Genomic DNA, 22,061 nt, shown 5'->3' with positions numbered 1-22,061 from the left:
ATGAGCCAACTTGAACTGAACGATCGCACACTGATCCTGCATCGCTTCCCGCAGATGCGTGACGAAAGTCCATTACAAGCCTGGGATGCGGCTGATGAATATCTGTTACAGCAGGCGCTGCCGAAAGGACCCGTGCTGGTCTTCAACGACAGTTTCGGGGCATTAACCTGCGCCCTGAGTCCACGCACCGTCTGGCACGTCAGCGACTCCTGGCTCAGCCAGCAGGCCGCACGTCAGAACCTTTCCTTTAATGGGCTGGATGATAGCGACGTACACTTTGTTGATAGCCTGGCTGAACTGCCGGCGGCTCCGGCGGCAGTGCTGATTAAGGTGCCGAAAACGCTGGCGCTGCTGGAGCATCAGCTGCGAGCCATTCGCGAAGTCGTCACACCTGATACGGTGATTCTGGCGGCGGCGCGCGCCAAAGAGATCCATAACTCGACTCTGCAGCTGTTCGAACATATCATCGGTGAAACCAAAACCTCACTGGCGTGGAAAAAAGCGCGTCTGATTTTCAGCCAGTTCAGCAAGCCTGCACTGCGTGAGGCGACGCCGACGCTGGTCTGGCCGCTGGATGGCACCCCTTACCAGATTCACAACTACGCCAACGTCTTCTCACGTTCGTCGCTGGATATCGGCGCACGGCTGTTTGTGCAGCATCTGCCGGAAAACATTGAGGGTGAGATTGTCGATCTGGGCTGTGGCAACGGCGTGGTAGGGCTGGTGGCGCTGGAGCAGAATCCGCAGGCCGAAGTGTATTTCTTTGATGAGTCTTATATGGCGGTCGCCTCCAGCAAGCTTAACGTGGAAGTAAACCGCCCTGACGATCTGTCGCGCTGTCAGTTCCTGGTGAACAACGTGCTGAGCGGCTATCCGTCGGATCGGCTGCACGCGGTGCTGTGCAACCCGCCGTTCCATCAGCAGCACGCTGTCACCGATCATCTGGCGTGGCAGATGTTCCGCGATGCGAAACGCTGCCTTCAGTATGGCGGCGAGTTGCGTATTGTCGGCAACCGCCACCTCGATTATCACCACAAGCTGAAGAAGCTGTTCGGCAACTGCACGCTGATCGCCTCTAACCAGAAGTTTGTGGTGCTGCGCGCGGTGAAAATGCGCTAGTCAGACCGTTAACGCCAGCTGCGTCGCCTGCGCAATCGCGCGGCGCGCATCCAGTTCCTGCGCTACGTCTGCGCCACCTATTACCGTCACCACCTGTCCCTGTGCACGCAGCGCGGCTTCCAGTTCGCGCTGCGGCTCCTGTCCGGCACAGATAATCACGTTATCGACCGCCAGCAGCAGCGTTTCGCCGTTGCGCCGCAGATGCAGGCCGCTGTCATCAATCGCCAGGTACTCCACGCCGCCCCACATCTCCACGCCGCGCGCCTGCAGACTGGCGCGATGGATCCAGCCGGTGGTTTTTGCCAGGCCGGCACCGGGTTTCCCCGTCCGGCGCTGCAGCAGCCAGATTTGCCGTAACGCGGCAGGCGGCTCAGGTTTCACGATGCCGCCGCGCTGCGTCAGGCTGTGGTCGATGCCCCATTCGGCATAAAACGCCGCCCGATCCTCGTCATGGGAAGGCTGTGACAGATACTCCGCCACATCAAAGCCAATCCCGCCGGCGCCGATAATCGCCACCCGTTTACCCACCGGGCGCTTATCGCGCAGCACCTCAAGATAGCTGAGCACGCTGGGGTGATCGATGCCCGGAATATCGGGCGTGCGCGGCTGGATGCCGGTTGCCAGCACCACTTCATCGGCGTCACACAGCTGATCCGCCGTGACCCGACAGCCGGTTTTAACCGTCACGCCCGCAGCCGCCAGCTGATTGCGGAAGTAGCGCAGGGTTTCGCTGAACTCAGATTTGCCAGGAATCTGCCGGGCAATATTGAACTGGCCGCCAATGTCGGGCGCGGCTTCATACAGCGTCACCTGATGACCGCGCTGCGCTGCCTGCAACGCAAACGCCATTCCGGCGGGACCGGCACCTACCACCGCCAGCCTGCGCGGTGCGATGGTGGCAATGACCGGCATCAGCGACTCATGGCAGGCGCGCGGATTGACCAGACAGGAGGTGATCTTCCCGGCAAACACCTGGTCGAGGCAGGCCTGGTTACAGGCAATGCAGGTGTTGATGCTGTCGGGTTGGCCGCGCTGTGCTTTGCTGACAAAAGCAGGATCGGCAAGGAAAGGGCGCGCCATCGAGACCATATCGGTGCAGCCCGACTGCAACAGCTCTTCGGCAACGGCGGGGTGGTTAATGCGGTTGGTGGCGATCACCGGCACAGACACGTGGGCGCGCAGGCGCTGCGTTACCCAGGCAAAGGCCGCGCGCGGCACGCAGGTAGCGATGGTCGGGATGCGCGCCTCGTGCCAGCCAATGCCGGTATTGAACAGCGTGACGCCACACTGCTCCAGCTCGCCCGCCAGCAGCAGCGTCTCCTCCAGCGTGCTGCCCTCTTCGATCAGGTCGAGCATCGACAGCCGGAAGATGATGATAAAGGCGTCGCCGGTTGCGGCACGCACCGCGCGGGTAATTGCCAGCGGGAACTGCATCCGCTGGCGGAAGTCGCCGCCCCAGCGATCGGTGCGCTGATTGGTGTGCTTCACCAGAAACTGATTAATCAGGTAGCCTTCGGAACCCATAATCTCCACGCCATCGTAGCCCGCCTGCTGCGCCAGACGGGCACAGCGGGCAAAGTCCTCAATGGTCTGTTCAATCGCCGCCTCACTCATCGCCTGTGGCGTGAACGGGTTAATCGGGGCCTGACGTGCCGAAGGCGCAACCAGATCGGGCTGATAGCTGTAACGGCCGGTATGCAGGATCTGCAGGGCGATTTTGCCCTGATGCTGATGCACCGCCGCCGTGATCTGACGATGCCAGCTGCACTGCGCCTCATCGGTAAGCATCGCGCCATGCGCGGTGGTGACACCCTGCGCATTGGGCGCAATGCCGCCGGTGACGATCAGCGCGACGCCTTCACGCGCCCGCTCGCCATAGAACGCCGCCAGCCGGGCTGCGCCATCCGGATGCTCCTCCAGACCGGTGTGCATCGATCCCATCAGAAAGCGGTTTTTCAGTTGAGTAAAGCCAAGATCCAGCGGCGTAAACAGCGCAGGATAATCAGGATTGACGGACATGATAGTCACTCACAGTTAAGTGGTCGGATGAGTTTACTCTAGCCACTTCTGCGTTAAAAAAAAGTGAAAGAATGTCAGGGTGTGAGTGAAATCATAAACATCGGTGGGGAAAGGCGAATGAGTGGGAGCAGGGAGGTTGTGCGTTACGCAGCACCGCCATCTCCTGCATCGCTTTTGATGTTCAGACCGATTAACCGGCTCTGAAACCGCTAACGCCGCCGGATCCACGAATAGCGTGAGCGATAGCCGCTGCCATGGTGAGTATTAAAGCGGTAGCTTGATCCGCTCTCAGCCATGCAGTAGGTGCAGACATTCACGTTATCAATCTGCGCGGCCGGGACGCCCGCGTTCACCAGCAACTGCGTCGCCAGCGCAGGCAAATCGAACCAGACGCCCTGCTGGTGAGCAGAGGCCTGAGCACGCTGCGCCAGCGGATTGACCGGCTGCTTCTGGTGCCAGCGCAGCCCGAGGGCAAACGCCGGGTTCTGCGCTATCTCCGCCAGTTGCGGTTCGGCCAGTTCATAGCAGCAGGGCCCCATCGCCGGGCCGATGGCCACCACCAGATCCTGCGGCTCACAGCCCTGCTCGCCCAGTTTTTCCACGGCGCGGGTCAGCACGCCCGCCAGCGTGCCCTTAAGTCCGGCATGCACCGCCGCCACGATTCGCTTATTACGATCGGCGAACAGCACCGGCAGGCAGTCAGCGGTGTAGACCGCCACCGGGCGCGTCCCGCTGCCGATCACGCCATCCGACTCGCAGCTTTTCGACGGGGTGTTCTCAATGTCGGTGACCACGGTCGCGCTGTGGCACTGATGGCCCCAGGCGGCATCGGCGGGAGGCGGCTCACCAGCGGGCTGAAACGCATAATCGAGCCACTCCAGCGAATCGAGCAATGGCGAGCGCGGGATCACGGCCATAAGAATCTCCTGTTATAACAGCGTGCGTTGGGCTGCCCACAGCTTACGTTAACTGCTACATTTTTGAAGCTTCTCCTCAGACCTTTATCACCTTAAGGATGAAATGATGAAAACCTCCGCAAAACTCGCTGCATCCGGACTGGTCGCATTGCTGCTGACCGGTTGCGCCTCGTCGTCACATCAGACCGCACAACAGCAGCTCGGCCAGCAATCGGTGCTGGCGCTGAACTGGTTCCAGCAGTCTGGTGAATATCAGGCGCTGACCTGGCAGGCGTTTAACACCGCGCGCATGGCGTTTGATCATGCACCGTCGCTGACCGGCAAACCCAAAGCGGTGATTGTCGATCTGGATGAAACCATGCTGGATAACAGCGCCTACAGTGCATGGCAGGCGAAGAACGGCCAGCCGTTCAGCAGCAAAACCTGGTCAGCCTGGACGCAGGCGCGTCAGGCGAAAGCGGTGCCGGGTGCAGTAGCGTTCGCACGTCATGTGACAGAGAATGGCGGTACGCTGTTCTATGTGTCGAACCGCGATCAGAAAGATTACACCGCCACGGTCGCCAATATGCAGCAGCTCGGCTTCCCGAACGTCAGCGATAAAACGGTACGTCTGAATACCGACAGCTCCAACAAGCAGGCGCGTTTCGATGCTATCAAAAACGCGGGCTACAACGTGGTGCTCTATGTCGGCGACAACCTCAACGATTTCGGTGGCTCGACCTGGCATAAGGGTAATCAGACGCGTCGCGATTTTGTGAATCTTAACCACCAGCAGTTTGGTACGCAGTTCATCGTGCTGCCGAATCCGCTCTACGGCGACTGGGAGAGTGGAATGGCGGAAAACTACAATAAACTGACACCCGAACAGCAGCTGTCGGTGCGGGAATCACGGCTGCAGAGCTGGAACGGTAAATAATTCGTCAAGAAAAAGAGCCTGCCCGTTCAGGCTCTGTTCAGAAATGGCCCTGATTTACTTACTGCCGTCACTATTCTGCTGCAAATCAAATTAATCATCTCTTGCTTCATTCTTCTCTTATTACAGGCATATTTAACTGGCTGTCAGTAATTAAGCTGGTGGATTGTGCTAATGGTTAACTTTTTAATTAAGAGTATTCCTGGTAAAAAGCACGCCGGTTGGTATGGCAGTGAATATCCCCTTATTTAATGTTTGTATTTATTTGTCAGCGGCAACCTTAGTTTATTTTTACTTCTTTTTTAGCTAATTGATTTTAATGGATTAATAAGGCGATTGGTTTATCTGACCTCATTTCTGCTGCTGAATTAAATTTACTTAAGCCTGACCTTTACTGACCGTTGACTGACAAAAACCGCGTTGTTAAATCGCTGTGAAATATTGCGCGTGCATTGAAATTGGTTAGCGTCTATAACCTTTTTCTGTGACTCAGTTCTTATTAACCTGGCGGCTCACGCTTTATTTGTGAGCCGATACACTTTGTGGTTAGCCAGGATGCGACATCCCGGTAGTAGAGAGAAGATGATTGTGACGACACTTAAACCCTTATTAGCGAAAAATCGCAGTTGGGCATTACAGCGCCGCCAGCGTAATCCGGATTATTTTAATAAATTCCTTCATCAGCAAAAGCCGCACTCACTCTGGATTGGCTGTTCTGACAGTCGCGTTCCGGCAGAAGTCTTAACCGGCTCCCATCCTGGCGAACTCTTTGTGCATCGCAATATCGCCAACATGGTGATCGAGGACGATGACAATTTACTGAGCGTGCTGCAATACGCACTCTTCTTTCTCGGCGTTAAACGCATTGTATTAAGCGGTCACTATGGCTGTGGCGGTGTAGAAGCCGCGCAGAATCTGCCGGGCAGCGTACTGGACGGGCAGGAGAGCGCACTGGCGAGACGCATCCAGACCCTGCGTGATGATATTCAGCATGGCCTGGCAGAAATGCCCCTCTCAGACGCATCGCCGGGTGAACAGCTCGATCGGCTGGTTGAGGCCAATGTTAAGGCGCAATTCGCCAGACTGGTGAAATCTGAACCGGTCAGGCAAATCTGGCAATCGGGCCAGGAACTGGAGGTGTTTGGTTGTGTTTACGACCTGCGCTCCGGCCATCTCAAAGAGCTGATTCATCAATCTGCAGAGGAGCCTTCATTATGAACCTCGATACCCTGCGTCGCGATATTCCTGCGGGTCTGGTGGTTTTCCTGGTCGCCTTACCGCTCTGCCTTGGCATCGCTCAGGCCAGCGGATTACCCCCGTTTGCCGGTCTCCTTACCGGTGTGATTGGCGGCCTGGTGGTCACCTCGCTGAGTCCATCCCGGTTTGCCGTGAGTGGCCCGGCGGCGGGCCTGGTCACCATCGTCGTCGCCTCAATGGCCTCACTGGGCAGCTTCTCCGCCTTTCTCACCGCGCTGATTATCGCCGGGGCACTGCAATGCGTATTTGGTCTGCTGCGCGCCGGACGGTTTATTTCGCTGGTGCCGGGCAGTGTCATCAAAGGGATGCTGGCGGCGATTGGCTTGTTGCTGATCATGCAGCAGATCCCGGTAGCGCTGGGTGCCGCTGGTGATGCAGAACTGGTGTCGCTGGTGACCGGCCAGATGACTTTCTCGCTGCCCGCAATCGTGGTAGCGGGTGTCGGTCTGGCCATTTTGTGTCTCTGGACGACCGCGCCGGTGAAACGGATCAAAGCGCTCGCCTGGATCCCCGGCCCGCTGATTGCTGTGCTCATCGGCTGTCTGGCAACGGTAGCAGGAGGGCGTCTCTTCCCTGAAATGACCCAGGGGCTGGCGCGCATTTCGTTGCCCGCTTTTGACACCGTCTCTGCGCTGGTGGCTGAACTGGAAACGCCCGACTGGATGGCCTGGCAGAATCCGCAGGTCTGGGTGGTTGCGGTGACGCTGGCACTGGTCGCCAGTCTGGAGACCCTGCTGAGTCAGGAGGCGCTGAAAAAATTGCGTCCTCAGACACCCGCGCCATCGCCCAACAAAGAGATGTTCGCGCAGGGTATCGGTAATCTGGCGGCCGGTTTTCTTGGGGCGATGCCGATAACGGCAGTGATTGTGCGCAGCTCAGTCAACGTCAGTGCGGGCGCGCAGACGAAGCTCTCGATCTTCATTCACGGCGTGCTGCTGCTGATTTGCGGCATGTGGTTCAGTGAGATGCTGAATGCCATTCCGCTGGCCAGCCTGGCTGCCGTGCTGCTCTATACCGGTTATAAACTGGCGACACCCAAACTGTTTGTTGAGCAGTTCCGGATGGGGGCACAGCAGTACGTGCCGTTTCTGGCCACCATCGTCGGCATTATCACGCTGGGTATGCTGGTCGGTATCGGCATCGGCATCGCCACGCAAATCCTCTACAGCATCTATAAGAGCCATCGTAACGCGCTGCAGCTTACCCGCTATGACGACCACTACGTGCTGCGTTTCCAGCAGAACCTGACCTTTATGCACAATCCAAAGCTGCAGGGATTGCTGGATGAGATCCCGGAGAACAGCGTCGTCATTGTTGATAACTACAATGCGGAGTATATCGATCCGGACGTTAAAGCGGTGCTGAAAGATTTTGGTGATAACGCCGACAAACGTGGCATCCGCCTGAGTCAGTGGCCGGTCGCGGTAAAATAGCGCTTAGCGCAACGGTAAAGTCGTTTAAAAGGCAAAAATCGGATATCTCGGATATCCGATTTTTTTATTTGCGAGGCATAATAAGTTCCTAATTTCTGCTGTCATCTGATGGGTTTAACCTCTGCAGGATAACTTTCCTGAATCAGCCCGTGAAATGAGGCTTTATCGCCGGATGACATTGAGGGTATTCAGGATTTAATCATTCTGACACCACGCGCCTGTTCAGGCTGGCGTGGACAGCCAGCCTCTCTGCGACAAGGTCCGGATGTATGCGCATACAGCTGTTTGAAGAGCACAACGCTAAGAAGAACGCATTTTCGCTGTTTTTGATCACGCTGCTGTTTTGCTTTATCGGCGGACACCTGCGTTTCCCCCAGGAGCTGTCTCTGTTCTGGCCGGTCAACGCGATCGTCACTGGCGTTATCGTCCGTAATCCTTTTCTGCATCAGACCCGCTCTTATTTGGCCATTTTTGCCGCGATGGTGTTTAACGACACCGTATTTTCTGGCTGGGCGCTCTCTGCATTTACCCTCAACCTGGCGAATCTTCTGTTTGTGCTGGTGGCTGCCACGCTGCTAGTAAAGCATCTTCAGCACGACTCTGGCAGCGAGCGTATTACCAGTGTGCTGCGTATTTTTCCGGCCTGTCTGCTGGCCGCGCTGGCCTGTGCCAGCTGGGGAGCACTGGCACAGCAGGCTGATTTTAATACCGGACTGGCGGTGGCATGGGGTGACTGGTTTAGCGAGCAGTTCTCAACCGGGCTGATGCTGCTGCCCTTTTTGCTGACGCGCGACTGGTCGTCGCTGTCGCCCCGCCAGTTTCTGCAAATCCGCAAACTGGCACCGGTCATCGCTGTGATGGTTTCGCTGATGATCGGCGCGATGATGGGCGGCGCGGGCAGTTTGACGCTGCCGGTTCCGGCGCTGGTCTGGTGCGCCATTGTGTTGCCGATGCCGCTGACCAGCCTGGTGATCCTGCTGACCGGCATTACCGAAATCATTCTGGTCTCTCATGGTGTGATGAACATTCAGGGCGACGATAATCTGTTGCCGATTAGCCATCTGACCTCTGCGCGGCTGGGCGTGGCAACCATCGCGATCAGTCCGCTGATCGTGGCCGCAAGCATGGATGCAATCCGCCAGCTTAATCAGCGTCTGGCGCTGCGCGCGAATTACGATTTCCTGACCCGCCTGCTGTCACGTTCCGGTTTATATGAAAGCCTGCGTGCGGAGCCGATTTTCCCGGATCGGAGAGTGGGCGTGATCCTGCTGGATGTCGATTACTTCAAAGCTATCAATGACAATTTTGGTCACGATGCAGGTGACAGCGTGCTGGAAGAGATCGCCCGCCGGATGCAGCGGGTAGTGGGTAAAGCGGGGCGTATCTGTCGCTTTGGCGGAGAGGAATTTGTGGTGGTGCTGTTCGACCAGAACGCGGAAAAGCTCTATTTTCTGGCGGAGGCAATCCGGCAGAAGATGGCGAAAGAGAAGTTCTGGCTGCAGGGCAGCACGGCCACGGTGACCGTCAGCCTGGGGCTGGCCCATGGCAGTGCCGATGAGGCGACGGAATGGCATCGCGTGATCAACCGGCTGATCTCCGCGGCGGATAAAAATCTCTATCTGTCGAAGCGCAATGGCCGTAATCAGACTTCGCCGGTTAACTACCGCGCCATTACCAGCGACGTGGCATAGCGCCACGTCGCCGGGTTCGGTCAGCTGACGCTGCTTTTCAGGGTGCTGGCCTGCTGGTGGCGTTCAATCGCCAGGTCGATCAGACGGCTGATCAAATCCTGATAACTGAGTCCGGCCGCCTGCCACAGTTTCGGATACATGCTGATATTGGTGAAGCCGGGCAGGGTATTCACTTCATTGACAATAATCTCGCCGTCATTGGTCAGGAACACATCGACGCGCGCCATGCCAAAGCACTCCAGCGCGGAGAAGGCTTTGATGGCGACGTCACGGATTGCATCGCTGGTTTCCGCTGCAATGGCTGCCGGAACCACCGTCTGTGCACCGCTTTCAGAGATATATTTGGTGTCATAAGAGTAGAAGGCGTCATGCACCACCACCTCGCCGCAGGGGCTGGCTTCCGGCGCATCGTTGCCGAGCACCGCGCACTCAATCTCCCGGCCTTTGATGCCCTGCTCAATCAGCACTTTGCGGTCAAAGGAGAAGGCCAGCGCCAGCGCGGCATCAAATTCTTCAATGCTATCCACTTTGCTGACGCCAACTGATGAACCCTGGTTGGCAGGTTTGATAAACAGCGGCAGGCCAAAGCGGGCAATCACGGCTTCGGCGTCCAGTTGCGCGCGCTGCGCCTGGGTGACGCTCAGCCATGGCGCCACGTTGAGGCCAGCATCGCGTAACAGGCGTTTGGTAAAATCTTTATCCATGCTGACAGCAGAACCCAGCACGTCGGAACCGACGAAGGGTAACGAGGCCATGCGCAACAGGCCCTGCAGGGAGCCATCTTCACCCAGCGTACCGTGCACGATAGGGAAGATAACGTCGATCTGCGACAGCGGATGGGCGTTGTGGCGGGTGATGATCTGCTGCTGCGTGTTACCCGGCACCAGCGCCACATCTTCAGCGGCGTGATTCAGCGCGATCAACGCCGGATTTTCGGCGTTCAGTAAGAAGTTCGACGCATCATTCAGACGCCAGTGTCCCTGTTTGTCGATGCCCAGCAACACCACGTCAAACCTGGTTTTGTCGATCGCCTCAAGGATATTTTTGGCCGACTGCAACGACACCTCATGCTCAGCCGATTTGCCGCCAAACACGATCCCTACCCGCAACTTTGTCATCAATTTTGCCCACTGAAAAAATCAAAACCACAAGATAGCATGGGGTTTGCGCGAGGGAATAGGGTGGGGAGAGATTATTTGGATTGAGATTCACTATAAGATTTAAGCGTATAACCGCATGGTAAGTCACTGTTCTGTTGAAAATTATCGAAAACAGTAAAACTTAAATTATGACTGATGAATAAAGGCGCTGAAACAGGGTGTCAATTGAAGTGCTATTTCATATTAGATATTCTTTGCGACGAATATTATTTGCTTACAAGGAAAGGTATGGACGCAAAGCAAATTGCACGTGGGATTATGGAGGGTATCTCATCTGTCCCTTCAGGCATGTATCAGGGAGTTGTAAGAACGTGGGAGGGAAGCGGTCTTGCCGGGAGCGATCTTAAGAACCGGAATCAACGGGAAACAGAACGGTTTATGCGGTTGATCAAAGCCACCGCAGACAGACATGAACCCATCCGGCAACTGGTTACTATTGTGATTAACGACTTTTACTTAAAGCTTGATGATGAAGGTAAACAGGCTATCAATAGTAAGCTGGGTTATAGTGCTGGCAGGCTAGGGGGAAGAATTGGTTCGCAATTTATTCTGGCTCAGTTTATCGCTAAAAAAATATTAACTCGTATCGTTACAGTTGAGCCCTTCAAACGTTTTGTAAGAGTTGGTTCGTCGCTATCTTTGAATGTTATTATGCTGCAAGGATTAATTGAAGAGGCTTCATGCGCATCAAGACGGATGCAAATGAGATTCCCTGTGACTTATTCAAAGGTTTCCCGAATAAATTTAGATATGGTCTATTTCTTCGTAGAGAAGCCACTCGAGCCCTATCTGGTTTATATCAATAGCCATCCATTAATGTGTGAAAGGATACAAAATGAACTCTGCAAAATCATTTCTTCTAAAGTTCGTTAAGTTCATTGGTATACAAACCACAAATATTTTTGAAGCTATCTCTACAGGTCTTTGCTCATTTGCCGCATTTTTCTCTTTGTTGTTACTTGATGGATGGCTGTGGAAAATTGTGGGTTTCTTCGGGTTCTTCATGCTGGCCTACTTTGTTGCTTACCTGATGGATAAGCTAAAAGGAGAAGCATGATTCCTTTGTCACGTAATCGGTAATTATATTATCAGGCGTCAAGGTCATGATACTGAACGTGGCCTTTTTTATTGCTTATTTTCTCATATCTAAAACAGTAGATCTCAAGGATGTGCTTAGTAAAGCATTGCCTTTCAGATGCTATGCATGTGACTCTCATAAAGCATCTGCCGCACCTTTATCGCCGCTTCAGAAATCAGAAAACAAAAAACAAAAGAACCACCCTGAAAGGTGGCTTTAATCTACTGATTTTACAGCTAAAAATTGGTGGCCCCTGCTGGGTTTGAACCAGCGACCAAGCGATTATGAGTCGCCTGCTCTAACCACTGAGCTAAGGGGCCAGCGGAGCGGGGATTATAAAGTATCTCTTCAGGGCAATCCAGCACTCCGCCACTGGTTGCTGAAATAAGCAGCAGTGATTTAGCTGCTGATTTCTATAACAAATCTGGCAACGCGTGAAGCTGAAGTCGCAAAACGGCACGGATAATGCTTCTCCGTACCGTTAACGAAACCGGACTTCAGCCGCGATGAGTTAACGTTGACTCACTTCTGGCGATAGCGTGATGCGGATTTATCCCTGGAAAGGTGAGGAACCATCGCACCACGCGCTCGATCGTAGTTGTGCCACATCTGCAGATCCTCCAGCGCCGGAATGGTTACCGCCTCTTTGCTGTCGAGACCAGCCAGCGCGGCATCCACCATCTCATCAACGTCCATCAGCATCTCAGCCGGGATGTCATTGATCGACTGACCGGCACGGTCAAAGATTTCGGTGCGCGTCGCACCAGGTAACACCGCCTGTACCTGCACACCGCTCTCCGCGAGTTCACGCTGCATGGCGCGCGTCAGGGTCAGCACATAAGACTTAGTGGCGTTATAGGCGCCATTGAACATCTCATGCACCAGCGACAGCACCGAAGCGATATTGATAATAGTGCCGTGACCGCGTGCTTTAAATGCCCGGCCAGCCGCCTGTGCCAGTCGGGTTGGGGCCAGAATATTTAACGCCAGCATGTTGTTGATGCGTGTAATGTCTGCCTCCAGAAACTCGCCTTCCACGCTCATGCCAGCGTTGTTCAGCAGCAGCGTAATCTCTGGGTTGTTCGCCAGCTCAGACTCCACGCGCTTCAGGTCCTGCTCCTCCGTTAAGTCAGCCTTCATGACGGTCACCCGGATAGCGTGCTGTTGTGCCAGTGCATCCGCCAGGGTGGTGAGTCGCGCCTGATCCCGGGCGACCAGGATCAGATCATAACCGCGTGCTGCCAGTCGTTTTGCATAAGTCGCGCCGATACCGCTGGATGCGCCAGTGATTAATGCTGTGCCTGATTTTGACATCTTTTCTTCCTCGTATGATGATCGTCATAATGGCTATAAATATGACGATCATCATATCAGCCGTCAAGCTGGAATATGATGACCGTAATAATTACTATAATAGCCAGAAGCTACCGGGCAGAAACCGAAGGAAATAAGATGGAGAAGCAGAGCAGCAAAGCACAGACGCGGCAGCGTATCCTTGATGAGGCGGCGCGCGTGATGCGTGAAACCGGCACCGAAGGGATCGGTGTGGCGGCGCTGATGAAGCGGGTAGGGCTGACACATGGCGGTTTTTATGCGCATTTTGCGTCACGTGAGGAGCTGGTTGAGGAGGTGCTGAAGCATATGTTCGCTGAAGCCGATACCTTTAAGCCCGCTCAGTCCGTGAGCCAGCCAGCGCAGCAGCTGGCAGACTTTATTGATAGCTATCTTTCCGAGGCGCATCGCAATTCACCGGCGCAGGGCTGTCCGCTGGCAGCGCTGGTGAGCGAAGTGGCGCATCTTCCCCTACCGGCGCGACAGATCTTCGCTCAGGGCTTCAGTACGATGCATGCCCGTCTGACGCAGTTGCTGAGTGAGCTGGGGTGGACGGATGCGGATACGCAGGCTTCAAGCATGATGGCAGAGATGATTGGCGCGCTGGCGCTGGCGCGAGCCTGTCCGGATGCGGAGCAGGCCTGCGTGCTGCTGCAACGCAGTCGTACAGCGCTGAAGCAGCGCACGCTGGAGGTCGCAGCATGAGTGAACACGCTATCCGCGACATCATCAGTTCCGGTCTTGATGTGCTGTTCTGCGGCATTAACCCAGGCCAGTCAACGGCCCATCAGGGGTTCCACTTTGCACATCCTGGTAATCGCTTCTGGAAGGTAATCCATCTGGCGGGATTCACCCGGGAACAGCTGAAACCCGAAGAGGAGCAGCGCCTGACGGAAACCGGCTGCGGCATCACGATGCTGGTTGAGCGCCCCACGGTGCAGGCGAATGAGTTAGCGCCTGATGAGCTGCGGGACGGCGGTAAACGTCTGATGGAAAAGGTGCTGAATTATCAGCCCGCGGCGCTGGCGATTCTGGGTAAAGATGCGTTTCGTCGCGCCTTTAAGCAGAGCAAAGTCGAATGGGGGAAGCAGCCGATCTATATGGGAAAGACGCAGGTGTGGGTGTTGCCCAATCCCAGCGGCCTGAATCGCGCATCACTGGACGAAATGGTTGAGGCGTATCGTCAGCTCTGGCTGGAACTGCATCCGGAGAGCAGTTGAACCTGCGAAGAGCAGGGGAGAGGCGCTAACAGGCAGGCATAAAAAACCCCGGCGAACCGGGGTTTTTGTCGGACTTAATCGTCGAGGAAGCTACGCAGCACTTCCGAACGGCTCGGATGGCGCAGTTTACGCAGGGCTTTCGCTTCAATCTGACGAATACGCTCACGCGTAACGTCAAACTGTTTGCCCACTTCTTCCAGCGTATGGTCCGTGTTCATATCGATACCGAAACGCATGCGCAGTACTTTCGCTTCACGCGCGGTCAGGCCAGCCAGCACGTCGTGAGTAGCAGAACGCAGGCTCTCTGAGGTAGCAGAATCCAGCGGCAGCTCCAGCGTGGTGTCTTCAATAAAATCGCCCAGATGTGAATCTTCATCATCACCAATCGGCGTCTCCATCGAGATCGGCTCTTTAGCGATTTTCAGCACTTTGCGGATTTTATCTTCCGGCATCAGCATACGCTCAGCCAGCTCTTCCGGCGTCGGTTCACGGCCCATCTCCTGCAGCATCTGGCGCGAAATACGGTTGAGCTTGTTGATGGTCTCAATCATATGAACCGGAATACGGATGGTACGCGCCTGGTCAGCGATAGAGCGGGTGATAGCCTGACGGATCCACCAGGTCGCATAGGTCGAGAACTTGTAACCACGGCGATATTCAAACTTATCTACCGCTTTCATCAGGCCGATATTACCTTCCTGAATCAGGTCGAGGAACTGAAGACCGCGGTTGGTATATTTCTTGGCAATCGAAATAACCAGACGCAGGTTCGCTTCCACCATCTCTTTCTTGGCGCGACGGGCCTTAGCTTCACCGATGGACATGCGACGATTAATGTCTTTAACCTGCTCGATGGTCAGGCCGGTCTCTTCTTCAACCTGTGCCAGTTTCTGCAGGGAACGCATTACGTCATCCTGCACTTCCAGCAGCTTCTCAGACCACGGCTTGTTCATGGCCAGTGCGGCTTTGAACCAGCTTTCATTGGTTTCGTTGCCGGTAAACAGCGTGATGAAGTTTTTCTTCGGCATTTTGCACAGCTCAATACAGAGCTTCATGATCAGACGTTCCTGGGTACGGACACGTTCCATCATGGTACGCATGCTGCCTACCAGGTAATCGAACTGCTTCGGTACCAGGCGGAACTGCTTGAAGACGTCGGAAAGGTTCTGAATTTCGGCAACGGCAGCAGCATGACTGCGACCTTTGCTTTTAATCACGTCGCGGGTGGTTTCATACTGCTTACGCAGGTCAGAAAACTTCTCGCGCGCCAGTTCCGGGTCGATAGAGTTATCGTCGTCGGAGCTGTCATCATCCTCTTCATCTTCTTCATCGTCGTCGTTACGATCGGCTTCAGAAAGTTCGGAGCCCACGTGCGTTGCCGTCGGGGCCAGATCTTCTTCTGCGTTAGGATCGACGAAACCCGTGATCAGATCGGAGAGGCGTGATTCACCTGCTTCAACTTTGTCGTATTGATCCAGAAGATAAGTAATCGCTTCAGGGTATTCGGCTACAGAACACTGAACCTGGTTGATACCGTCTTCAATACGCTTGGCGATGTCGATTTCGCCTTCGCGCGTCAGCAGTTCAACGGTACCCATTTCACGCATATACATGCGAACCGGGTCGGTGGTGCGCCCGATTTCAGATTCAACGCTGGATAACACCTGAGCGGCAGCTTCCGCGGCATCTTCGTCAGTATCGGAGCTGTTTTCATTCAGCATCAGATCGTCGGCATCCGGGGCTTCTTCAACCACCTGAATACCCATGTCGTTAATCATCTGGATGATGTCTTCGATCTGATCTGAGTCGACGATATCTTCCGGCAGATGGTCATTGACCTCAGCATAGGTCAGATAGCCTTGCTCCTTACCACGGGTGACAAGAAGCTTGAGCTGTGACTGCGGGTTTTGCTCCATAAGACGGTATCCACACTTCTGTTAAATTAGATTGGTGTCGGTCGGCAGCGCGCCAACAATAGCAGTGAAGGCGTTTAATTCTTGCCGCTGCCTTCGTCGCGGCGTGGGCTTTGCCCAACAGTAATCGGCACTTAAGCCGCTTGTATAAATTTTTGGTGGTACAGGCCTGGCTTACTCGCCATTCTGCTTTCCGGCAGTGCTCGCTCTCCTCACGTACTTCAGTACGCTGCGGGAGCTGTGCGCTGGCGGTAACCAGACTGGCTTAACGCTCCCGGCTTTAAAACAGCCACGCCGCCCTTCGTCAGAACGGGCAGCGTGCAAAATTATTTCCTGGCAAACGCCTGACTGAGTGTCCAGAGTTCACGGCGCTCATCGGCGCTCAGTCCCTGGGTGCGCTCACGCGCAATCAAAAATTCCAGGCGCTCTTCAAGAGCAGAATCGTAGATGCTGGCCAGCGAGTCCTGAAACACCGCTTCGGCTTCTTCATCTACTATCATGTGGTTCCAGATCGCCAGCGTTTCAAGCGTCTGACTAAAATTTGTTCCGCGATATAACTCTAGTAGCTGTCCGGTGGTCAATCCAGGATTCTCAGTACAACGACCCACTAACTCAATAAATAGCGGTAAACCCGGCATTTTTGACTCAGACAGCCCATCAAGCGAAGGCACCAGGGTCGCCAGCTGCGGGTTCTGAATCAGCAATGCTACCAGCACACGCATGGTGGTCCGTTTCAGCGGTGGCGCAACCGGCGCCGTTCCGCTTGCGGCCAGCTTTGGCATCAGCTTTTCAAGCTGATTGTCGTCAAGAATACCCAGCTTGTTCCCCAGCTCCTGACGCATATAAATACGTAAGGTTTCACCGGGGATCTGCGTAATCAGCGGTAAAGCCAGCGTGCTCAGACGCGCTTTTCCGTCGCGTGAGCTCAGATCAACCTGCGGCAGCAGGCTATCAAACAAAAACGAAGAGAGCGGCATCGCCTGCTCCATCCTCGCTTCGAAGGCGGCTTTACCCTCTTTACGTACCAGCGTATCCGGGTCTTCACCATCGGGTAAAAACATAAAGCGTAGCTGACGACCATCATTCATGTAAGGCAATGCGGTCTCAAGCGCACGCCATGCCGCTTCACGACCCGCCCTGTCGCCGTCGTAACAGCAGATCACGGTGTCGGTACTGCGAAACAGCAACTGAATGTGTTCAGCCGTGGTGGAGGTGCCTAATGACGCAACGGCATAATCGATGCCGTACTGCGCCAGCGCAACCACGTCCATGTATCCCTCGACCACTAACAGGCGGGCGGGTTCAGGATGGTTCTTAACTGCTTCATACAGGCCATAAAGCTGGCGGCCTTTATGGAAAATAGGAGTTTCCGGTGAGTTCAGATACTTCGGTGTATCGTTACCCAGTACGCGACCACCAAAACCGATGACGCGTCCGCGTTTATCGCGGATCGGAAACATGACGCGGTCGCGAAACCGGTCATAGGTACGGCCTTTGTCATTGCTGACCAGCATGCCCGCTTCCATCAACGATTCGCGGTCTTCCGATTGCTTACCAAAACGCTTGAGAACATTATCCCAGCCGGCTGGCGCGTAACCTATGGCGAAATGATTGATGATGTCGGCGCTCAGACCACGACGATCAAGATAGTCGCGTGCTGGCTGCGCACTGGATTGCTGCAGACCCTGCTGATAAAAACCGTTCAGGTTCTCCATCAGCTGATACAGGCTCTGGCGCTGATGGCGTTCCATCTGGCTGGGCCCGCTGCCTGCTTCGTAAGGCACGTCTAAACCGTGAGAAGTGGCCAACTCTTCAATACTTTCAACAAACTCCAGACGATCAAAGTTCATTAAAAAGTCGATAGCGTTGCCGTGTGCACCACAGCCGAAACAGTGATAGAACTGCTTTTCGCCGTTTACGGTGAAAGAGGGCGTTTTTTCATTATGGAAAGGACAGCACGCATGGAAATTCTTACCCTGCTTTTTCAGCTTAACGCGGGCATCGATAAGATCCACGATATCCGTGCGGGCAAGTAAATCATTGATAAATACGCGTGGAATTCGTCCAGCCATACGCCCCAGATTTTCAGCTCATAAACGGCAACAAGCCGCGCTTCCTTTCGGAAAGCACGGCCTTTTACTTGACTCTGTCTGCGTGAATCACGCGGTGGAGGCGGACCTCCGGAACGACTTAGTACAGACGAGTGCGGCGTGCGTTTTCGCGAGCCAGTTTCTTGGCGTGACGCTTAACTGCTGACGCTTTAGCGCGCTTACGTTCGGTAGTCGGTTTTTCATAGAACTCACGACGACGAACTTCAGCCAGAACGCCTGCTTTCTCGCATGAACGCTTGAAGCGACGCAGTGCTACGTCAAATGGCTCGTTTTCACGTACTTTAATTACCGGCATGTAACTCTCACCTCGATAAAATTCGGTTTTGCTGCTGACTGCGGCGCCAGCACATTTCAAAATGGTGCAGCATTTTACTCCAACTCATGTTGGTTTGTAAAGCACCATGGATAATTTGAAACCAACAGGAGCGTTTGCCTGTGCGGCTGCCGGTTTTTCCAGGGGCGGGAGTATAGCGCACTCTTTAGCCGACAGAAAATGACTTTTTACGCGGGATGCTCGCGCTGCACATCGCATTGCTGTGATAAACTGCGCGCCGCAAGAATGAGGTGATGCAATGCGAATTCTGGGTATTGAAACGTCGTGCGATGAAACTGGCATCGCAATCTATGATGACGAGGCTGGATTACTGGCTAACCAGCTCTACAGCCAGGTAAAACTGCACGCCGATTATGGCGGTGTGGTGCCGGAACTGGCCTCACGCGATCACGTGCGTAAAACCGTGCCGCTGATTCAGGCGGCGCTGAAAGAGGCGGGGCTTGAACCGCAACAGATTGATGCCGTGGCTTACACAGCCGGTCCCGGACTGGTGGGTGCGCTGCTGGTCGGCGCCACCATTGGCCGCGCGCTGGCGTTTGCGTGGAAAGTGCCTGCCGTGCCGGTTCATCATATGGAAGGCCACCTGCTGGCACCGATGCTGGAAGAGAATCCACCGGAATTTCCGTTTGTCGCACTGCTGGTCTCCGGCGGACATACCCAGCTGATTAGTGTCACTGGCGTCGGTGAATATGAATTGCTGGGTGAATCGATCGATGATGCAGCGGGCGAAGCCTTTGATAAGACGGCGAAGCTGCTGGGTCTGGATTATCCGGGCGGGCCGATGCTGTCGAAGATGGCGCAGCAGGGTACGGCAGGGCGTTTCACCTTCCCGCGGCCGATGACCGATCGTCCGGGCCTGGACTTCAGCTTCTCCGGCCTGAAAACCTTTGCCGCGAATACGATTCGCGGCAATCCTGATGATGCGCAGACCCGTGCTGACATCGCCCGCGCCTTTGAAGATGCGGTGGTGGATACGCTGTCGATAAAATGTAAGCGCGCGCTGGATCAGACCGGCTTTAAGCGTCTGGTCATTGCCGGGGGCGTCAGCGCTAACCGCACACTGCGCGAGCAGATGGCGGTCATGATGCAAAAGCGCGGCGGCGAAGTGTTTTACGCCCGCCCGGAGTTCTGTACCGACAACGGTGCGATGATCGCGTATGCGGGCATGGTGCGGTTAAAAGGCGGAACGCGGGGCGAGTTAAGTGTCAGTGTGCGACCGCGCTGGCCGCTGGCGGAGTTGCCTGCCATCTGACGTAAAAAAAGCAGACTCAACAGCCTGAATGAGAGTGCATCTGGCCGCAACGGATAAGCTCAACACGCAGGGAACTGGGTCAGAAGAGGAAAGCGTCACGCGCCATGGATGGCGCGGGCCGAGCGGTCAGGGATGACGGCTTTTGCGTCTTTCCGATCTGACCCTGTTTCCTGAGCAGTGCCGGTCGCACAGCCACATTTTTTGGACACCTTATTGCCGGCTTTTTTTATGGCTGAGATTTCTTTTTGCGCTTCCAGATTTTGCCTTCCTGACCGCGCCACAGCCGCTGAATATTATCGTGATGACGCAGCAGGATCAGACAGGAGAGCATGGACACCGGAAAGGTGAACTGCGGTTTGAACCACCAGACATAGAATGGCGCGATCAGTGCACTGACAATCGCCCCCAGCGAGGAATAGCCACTGAGTAAAACTGTGAGCAGCCAGGTGCCGGTGACCAGCCCGGTTAAGTCCCAGCCAATCGGCGCAATCGCGCCAAATGCCGTTGCCACACCTTTGCCTCCGCGGAAGTGAAAGAACACCGGATAGATATGTCCGAGACAGGCGGCAATGGCGGTCAGGCCAAGATAGAGCGGCGTCACGTGCATCAGATAAGCCAGCCAGACCGGCACCATCCCCTTCAGCACATCAAACACTAATACGGTTGCTGCTGCGGCTTTACCGCCCAGACGCAGTACGTTGGTGGCACCCGGATTACCGGAACCGTGTGTGCGGGGATCGGGCAGGCCAGCGAGTTTGCAAACCAGAATCGCACTGGAAATCGAACCGCAAAGATACGCGAAAATAATCATACCAAGCGCGAAAGCACTCATAACACCGTACCGTTCCCTTTAGGGTCGTTTTGATCTCATCAACCGTGGATAATACGCATAATCCGCCGGAAGTGGTATCCGGCTTAGCCAAAAACAGAGACCCTCATCATGGATATCGTATTTATAGAACAACTCACGGTGTTCACCACCATTGGCGTTTACGACTGGGAACAGGGTATACAGCAGAAGCTGGTGCTCGATGTCGAAATGGCCTGGGATAATCGTCTGGCGGCCAGCAGCGACGATGTGAAAGATTGTCTCAGCTATGCCGATGTCTCCTCGGCGATTCTGACCCATCTGAACGGGGGGCGTTTTGCCCTGGTTGAGCGGGTAGCTGAAGAAATCGCGGATCTGTTGATGAACCGTTTCAATTCGCCTGGCGTGCGTATAAAGGTAAGCAAACCGGGCGCTGTAGCCCAGGCGGCGCAGGTTGGGGTGCGAATTGAGCGCGGGACTATTCCTAAATAAATACGATGTGATTGCCATCACAATGAAACCAAACCAAATTACTGTCTGTCATAGCGTGGACCGTTTCGTTACAGCAGGCGAAACGGAGCGGACCTTAAGGTTTGATTCAGGCTAATTGCGGCATGATTTCAGGCGATAGCAACACGCTACCGCCTTTTTAATGGTTTTGAAACGGATAGAGGGAACATTTGATGGCAGATATTCATCAGCTTTGGGTAGCTGCAATCCTGGGCGTTGTGGAAGGGCTGACCGAATTTTTACCGGTCTCTTCCACAGGGCACATGATTATAGTGGGTCACCTGCTGGGCTTTGAAGGTGAAAAAGCCGAGACCTTTGAAGTTGTGATCCAGTTAGGATCGATTCTGGCTGTAGTAGTGATGTTCTGGCGCCGTCTGTTTGGCCTGATCGGCATTCACTTTGGCGAAGTCAAACATGAAGGCACTGGCACCGGACGTCTGTCGCTGATCCATATCCTGCTGGGTATGGTTCCGGCTGTGGTCGTGGGTCTGGTGCTGCACGATCAGATCAAAACGCTGTTCAATCCGATCAACGTGATGTACGCGCTGGTCGTGGGGGGTGTGCTGCTGCTGGCCGCAGAGTATCTCAAGCCAAAACAGCCGAAAGCCGTCGGCGTCGATGATATTACCTATCGTCAGGCCTTCATGATTGGCTGTTTCCAGTGCTTAGCGCTGTGGCCGGGCTTCTCACGTTCCGGTGCAACCATCTCTGGCGGGATGCTGATGGGTGTGAGCCGCTATGCCGCGTCAGAGTTCTCCTTCATCCTGGCAGTGCCAATGATGATGGGTGCGACCGTACTGGACATGTATAAGAGCATCGGCTTCCTGACCATGGCAGACTTTCCGATGTTTGGTGTGGGCTTCGTAACGGCGTTTATCGTGGCGCTGATTGCGATTAAAGCCTTCCTTGAGCTGATCAAACGCATCTCGTTTGTCTCGTTCGCCATTTACCGCTTTATCGTGGCGGCAGCGGTTTACATGATATTCATGTAAAC

General features: G+C 54.9%; 20 protein-coding genes and 1 tRNA gene. 12 read left to right on the top strand and 9 right to left on the bottom strand.

Going from position 1 to position 22,061, the window contains the following annotated elements; all coding sequences use genetic code 11:
* Positions 1-1,119, top strand: coding sequence for a 23S rRNA (guanine(1835)-N(2))-methyltransferase RlmG (gene rlmG / locus BY447_RS07895; RefSeq protein ID WP_110330914.1), 1,119 nt, complete (start codon positions 1-3; stop codon positions 1,117-1,119).
* On the opposite strand, the gene BY447_RS07890 is transcribed toward rlmG, so the two are convergent.
* Together BY447_RS07890 and BY447_RS07885 are read right to left on the bottom strand one after the other, a co-directional pair.
* The gene (locus BY447_RS07890) at positions 1,120-3,138 is read right to left on the bottom strand and encodes an FAD-dependent oxidoreductase (RefSeq protein WP_110330913.1); all 2,019 of its coding nucleotides are present in this window, start codon (positions 3,136-3,138) and stop codon (positions 1,120-1,122) included.
* Positions 3,139-3,347: 209 nt separating this feature from the next.
* Complete coding sequence (locus BY447_RS07885) at positions 3,348-4,055, bottom strand: polyphenol oxidase family protein (RefSeq protein WP_033784079.1); 708 nt, start codon at positions 4,053-4,055, stop codon at positions 3,348-3,350.
* A 106-nt stretch (positions 4,056-4,161) separates the two neighbouring features.
* Here BY447_RS07885 and BY447_RS07880 point away from each other — a divergent pair, with 106 nt between their 5' ends.
* The 4 genes from BY447_RS07880 (at position 4,162) to BY447_RS07865 (ending at position 9,349) form a co-directional block, all read left to right on the top strand.
* On the top strand, positions 4,162-4,971 hold the full coding sequence (locus tag BY447_RS07880; RefSeq protein WP_110330912.1) for a 5'-nucleotidase, lipoprotein e(P4) family: 810 nt from the start codon (positions 4,162-4,164) through the stop codon (positions 4,969-4,971).
* Positions 4,972-5,550: 579 nt separating this feature from the next.
* Positions 5,551-6,186: a carbonic anhydrase gene (locus BY447_RS07875; RefSeq protein ID WP_110330911.1), complete on the top strand. Its 636-nt coding sequence runs from the start codon at positions 5,551-5,553 to the stop codon at positions 6,184-6,186.
* Positions 6,183-7,658 (top strand): SulP family inorganic anion transporter, encoded by a 1,476-nt coding sequence (locus BY447_RS07870; protein WP_110330910.1) that lies wholly within the window; start codon positions 6,183-6,185, stop codon positions 7,656-7,658. Before BY447_RS07875 ends, BY447_RS07870 begins: the two co-directional genes overlap by 4 nt.
* 269 nt (positions 7,659-7,927) lie before the next feature.
* Complete coding sequence (locus tag BY447_RS07865; protein WP_110330909.1) at positions 7,928-9,349, top strand: diguanylate cyclase; 1,422 nt, start codon at positions 7,928-7,930, stop codon at positions 9,347-9,349.
* A gap of 20 nt (positions 9,350-9,369) precedes the next feature.
* Here BY447_RS07865 and ddlA read toward each other — a convergent pair whose 3' ends face one another.
* Positions 9,370-10,467, bottom strand: a complete 1,098-nt coding sequence (gene ddlA, locus BY447_RS07860; RefSeq protein WP_013359112.1) for a D-alanine--D-alanine ligase — start codon at positions 10,465-10,467, stop codon at positions 9,370-9,372.
* Positions 10,468-10,737: 270 nt separating this feature from the next.
* Between ddlA and BY447_RS07855 the strand changes: the two genes are divergently transcribed.
* Together BY447_RS07855 and BY447_RS07850 are read left to right on the top strand one after the other, a co-directional pair.
* Positions 10,738-11,382, top strand: coding sequence for a hypothetical protein (locus BY447_RS07855; protein WP_110330908.1), 645 nt, complete (start codon positions 10,738-10,740; stop codon positions 11,380-11,382).
* The gene (locus tag BY447_RS07850; RefSeq protein WP_051926536.1) at positions 11,345-11,566 is read left to right on the top strand and encodes a hypothetical protein; all 222 of its coding nucleotides are present in this window, start codon (positions 11,345-11,347) and stop codon (positions 11,564-11,566) included. The genes BY447_RS07855 and BY447_RS07850 overlap by 38 nt, the downstream gene beginning before the upstream one ends.
* Positions 11,567-11,831: 265 nt before the next feature.
* Here BY447_RS07850 and BY447_RS07845 read toward each other — a convergent pair.
* Positions 11,832-11,907, bottom strand: a tRNA-Ile gene (locus tag BY447_RS07845).
* A gap of 202 nt (positions 11,908-12,109) precedes the next feature.
* The gene (locus tag BY447_RS07840) at positions 12,110-12,901 is read right to left on the bottom strand and encodes an SDR family NAD(P)-dependent oxidoreductase (protein WP_110330907.1); all 792 of its coding nucleotides are present in this window, start codon (positions 12,899-12,901) and stop codon (positions 12,110-12,112) included.
* Between the two features lie 138 nt (positions 12,902-13,039).
* Between BY447_RS07840 and BY447_RS07835 the strand changes: the two genes are divergently transcribed.
* A complete protein-coding gene (locus BY447_RS07835) occupies positions 13,040-13,624 on the top strand; it encodes a TetR/AcrR family transcriptional regulator (protein WP_110330906.1) in 585 nt (194 codons plus the stop codon).
* Positions 13,621-14,139, top strand: a complete 519-nt coding sequence (gene mug / locus BY447_RS07830) for a G/U mismatch-specific DNA glycosylase (RefSeq protein ID WP_110330905.1) — start codon at positions 13,621-13,623, stop codon at positions 14,137-14,139. The genes BY447_RS07835 and mug overlap by 4 nt, the downstream gene beginning before the upstream one ends.
* 74 nt (positions 14,140-14,213) lie before the next feature.
* Here mug and rpoD read toward each other — a convergent pair whose 3' ends face one another.
* The 3 genes from rpoD to rpsU all read right to left on the bottom strand — a co-directional run bounded on the left by rpoD (position 14,214) and on the right by rpsU (position 18,458).
* Positions 14,214-16,055, bottom strand: a complete 1,842-nt coding sequence (gene rpoD, locus BY447_RS07825; protein WP_013359071.1) for an RNA polymerase sigma factor RpoD — start codon at positions 16,053-16,055, stop codon at positions 14,214-14,216.
* A 323-nt stretch (positions 16,056-16,378) separates the two neighbouring features.
* Positions 16,379-18,124, bottom strand: a complete 1,746-nt coding sequence (gene dnaG / locus BY447_RS07820; protein ID WP_095706648.1) for a DNA primase — start codon at positions 18,122-18,124, stop codon at positions 16,379-16,381.
* Positions 18,125-18,242: 118 nt separating this feature from the next.
* Complete coding sequence (rpsU, locus tag BY447_RS07815; RefSeq protein ID WP_001144069.1) at positions 18,243-18,458, bottom strand: 30S ribosomal protein S21; 216 nt, start codon at positions 18,456-18,458, stop codon at positions 18,243-18,245.
* Between the two features lie 277 nt (positions 18,459-18,735).
* Between rpsU and tsaD the strand changes: the two genes are divergently transcribed.
* Positions 18,736-19,749: a tRNA (adenosine(37)-N6)-threonylcarbamoyltransferase complex transferase subunit TsaD gene (gene tsaD, locus BY447_RS07810; RefSeq protein WP_110330904.1), complete on the top strand. Its 1,014-nt coding sequence runs from the start codon at positions 18,736-18,738 to the stop codon at positions 19,747-19,749.
* A 226-nt stretch (positions 19,750-19,975) separates the two neighbouring features.
* Here tsaD and plsY read toward each other — a convergent pair whose 3' ends face one another.
* Entirely contained in the window at positions 19,976-20,581 is a 606-nt protein-coding gene (plsY, locus tag BY447_RS07805) for a glycerol-3-phosphate 1-O-acyltransferase PlsY (RefSeq protein WP_003848436.1), read from the bottom strand.
* A 108-nt stretch (positions 20,582-20,689) separates the two neighbouring features.
* On the opposite strand from plsY, the gene folB reads away from it, so the two are divergent.
* Both folB and bacA read left to right on the top strand, forming a co-directional pair.
* Positions 20,690-21,049 carry a bifunctional dihydroneopterin aldolase/7,8-dihydroneopterin epimerase gene (gene folB, locus BY447_RS07800; RefSeq protein ID WP_013359068.1) on the top strand — a complete coding sequence of 120 codons (360 nt, stop codon included), beginning with the start codon at positions 20,690-20,692 and terminating at the stop codon, positions 21,047-21,049.
* 191 nt (positions 21,050-21,240) lie between these two features.
* On the top strand, positions 21,241-22,059 hold the full coding sequence (gene bacA / locus BY447_RS07795) for an undecaprenyl-diphosphate phosphatase (RefSeq protein ID WP_107320116.1): 819 nt from the start codon (positions 21,241-21,243) through the stop codon (positions 22,057-22,059).
* Positions 22,060-22,061 lie beyond the last annotated feature (2 nt).

Source organism: Pantoea sp. JKS000250, from assembly GCF_003201065.1.
Lineage (GTDB): Bacteria > Pseudomonadota > Gammaproteobacteria > Enterobacterales > Enterobacteriaceae > Pantoea > Pantoea vagans.
The sequence above is the reverse complement of the archived record's forward strand: the minus strand, read 5'-3'. Positions and strand labels throughout refer to the sequence as shown.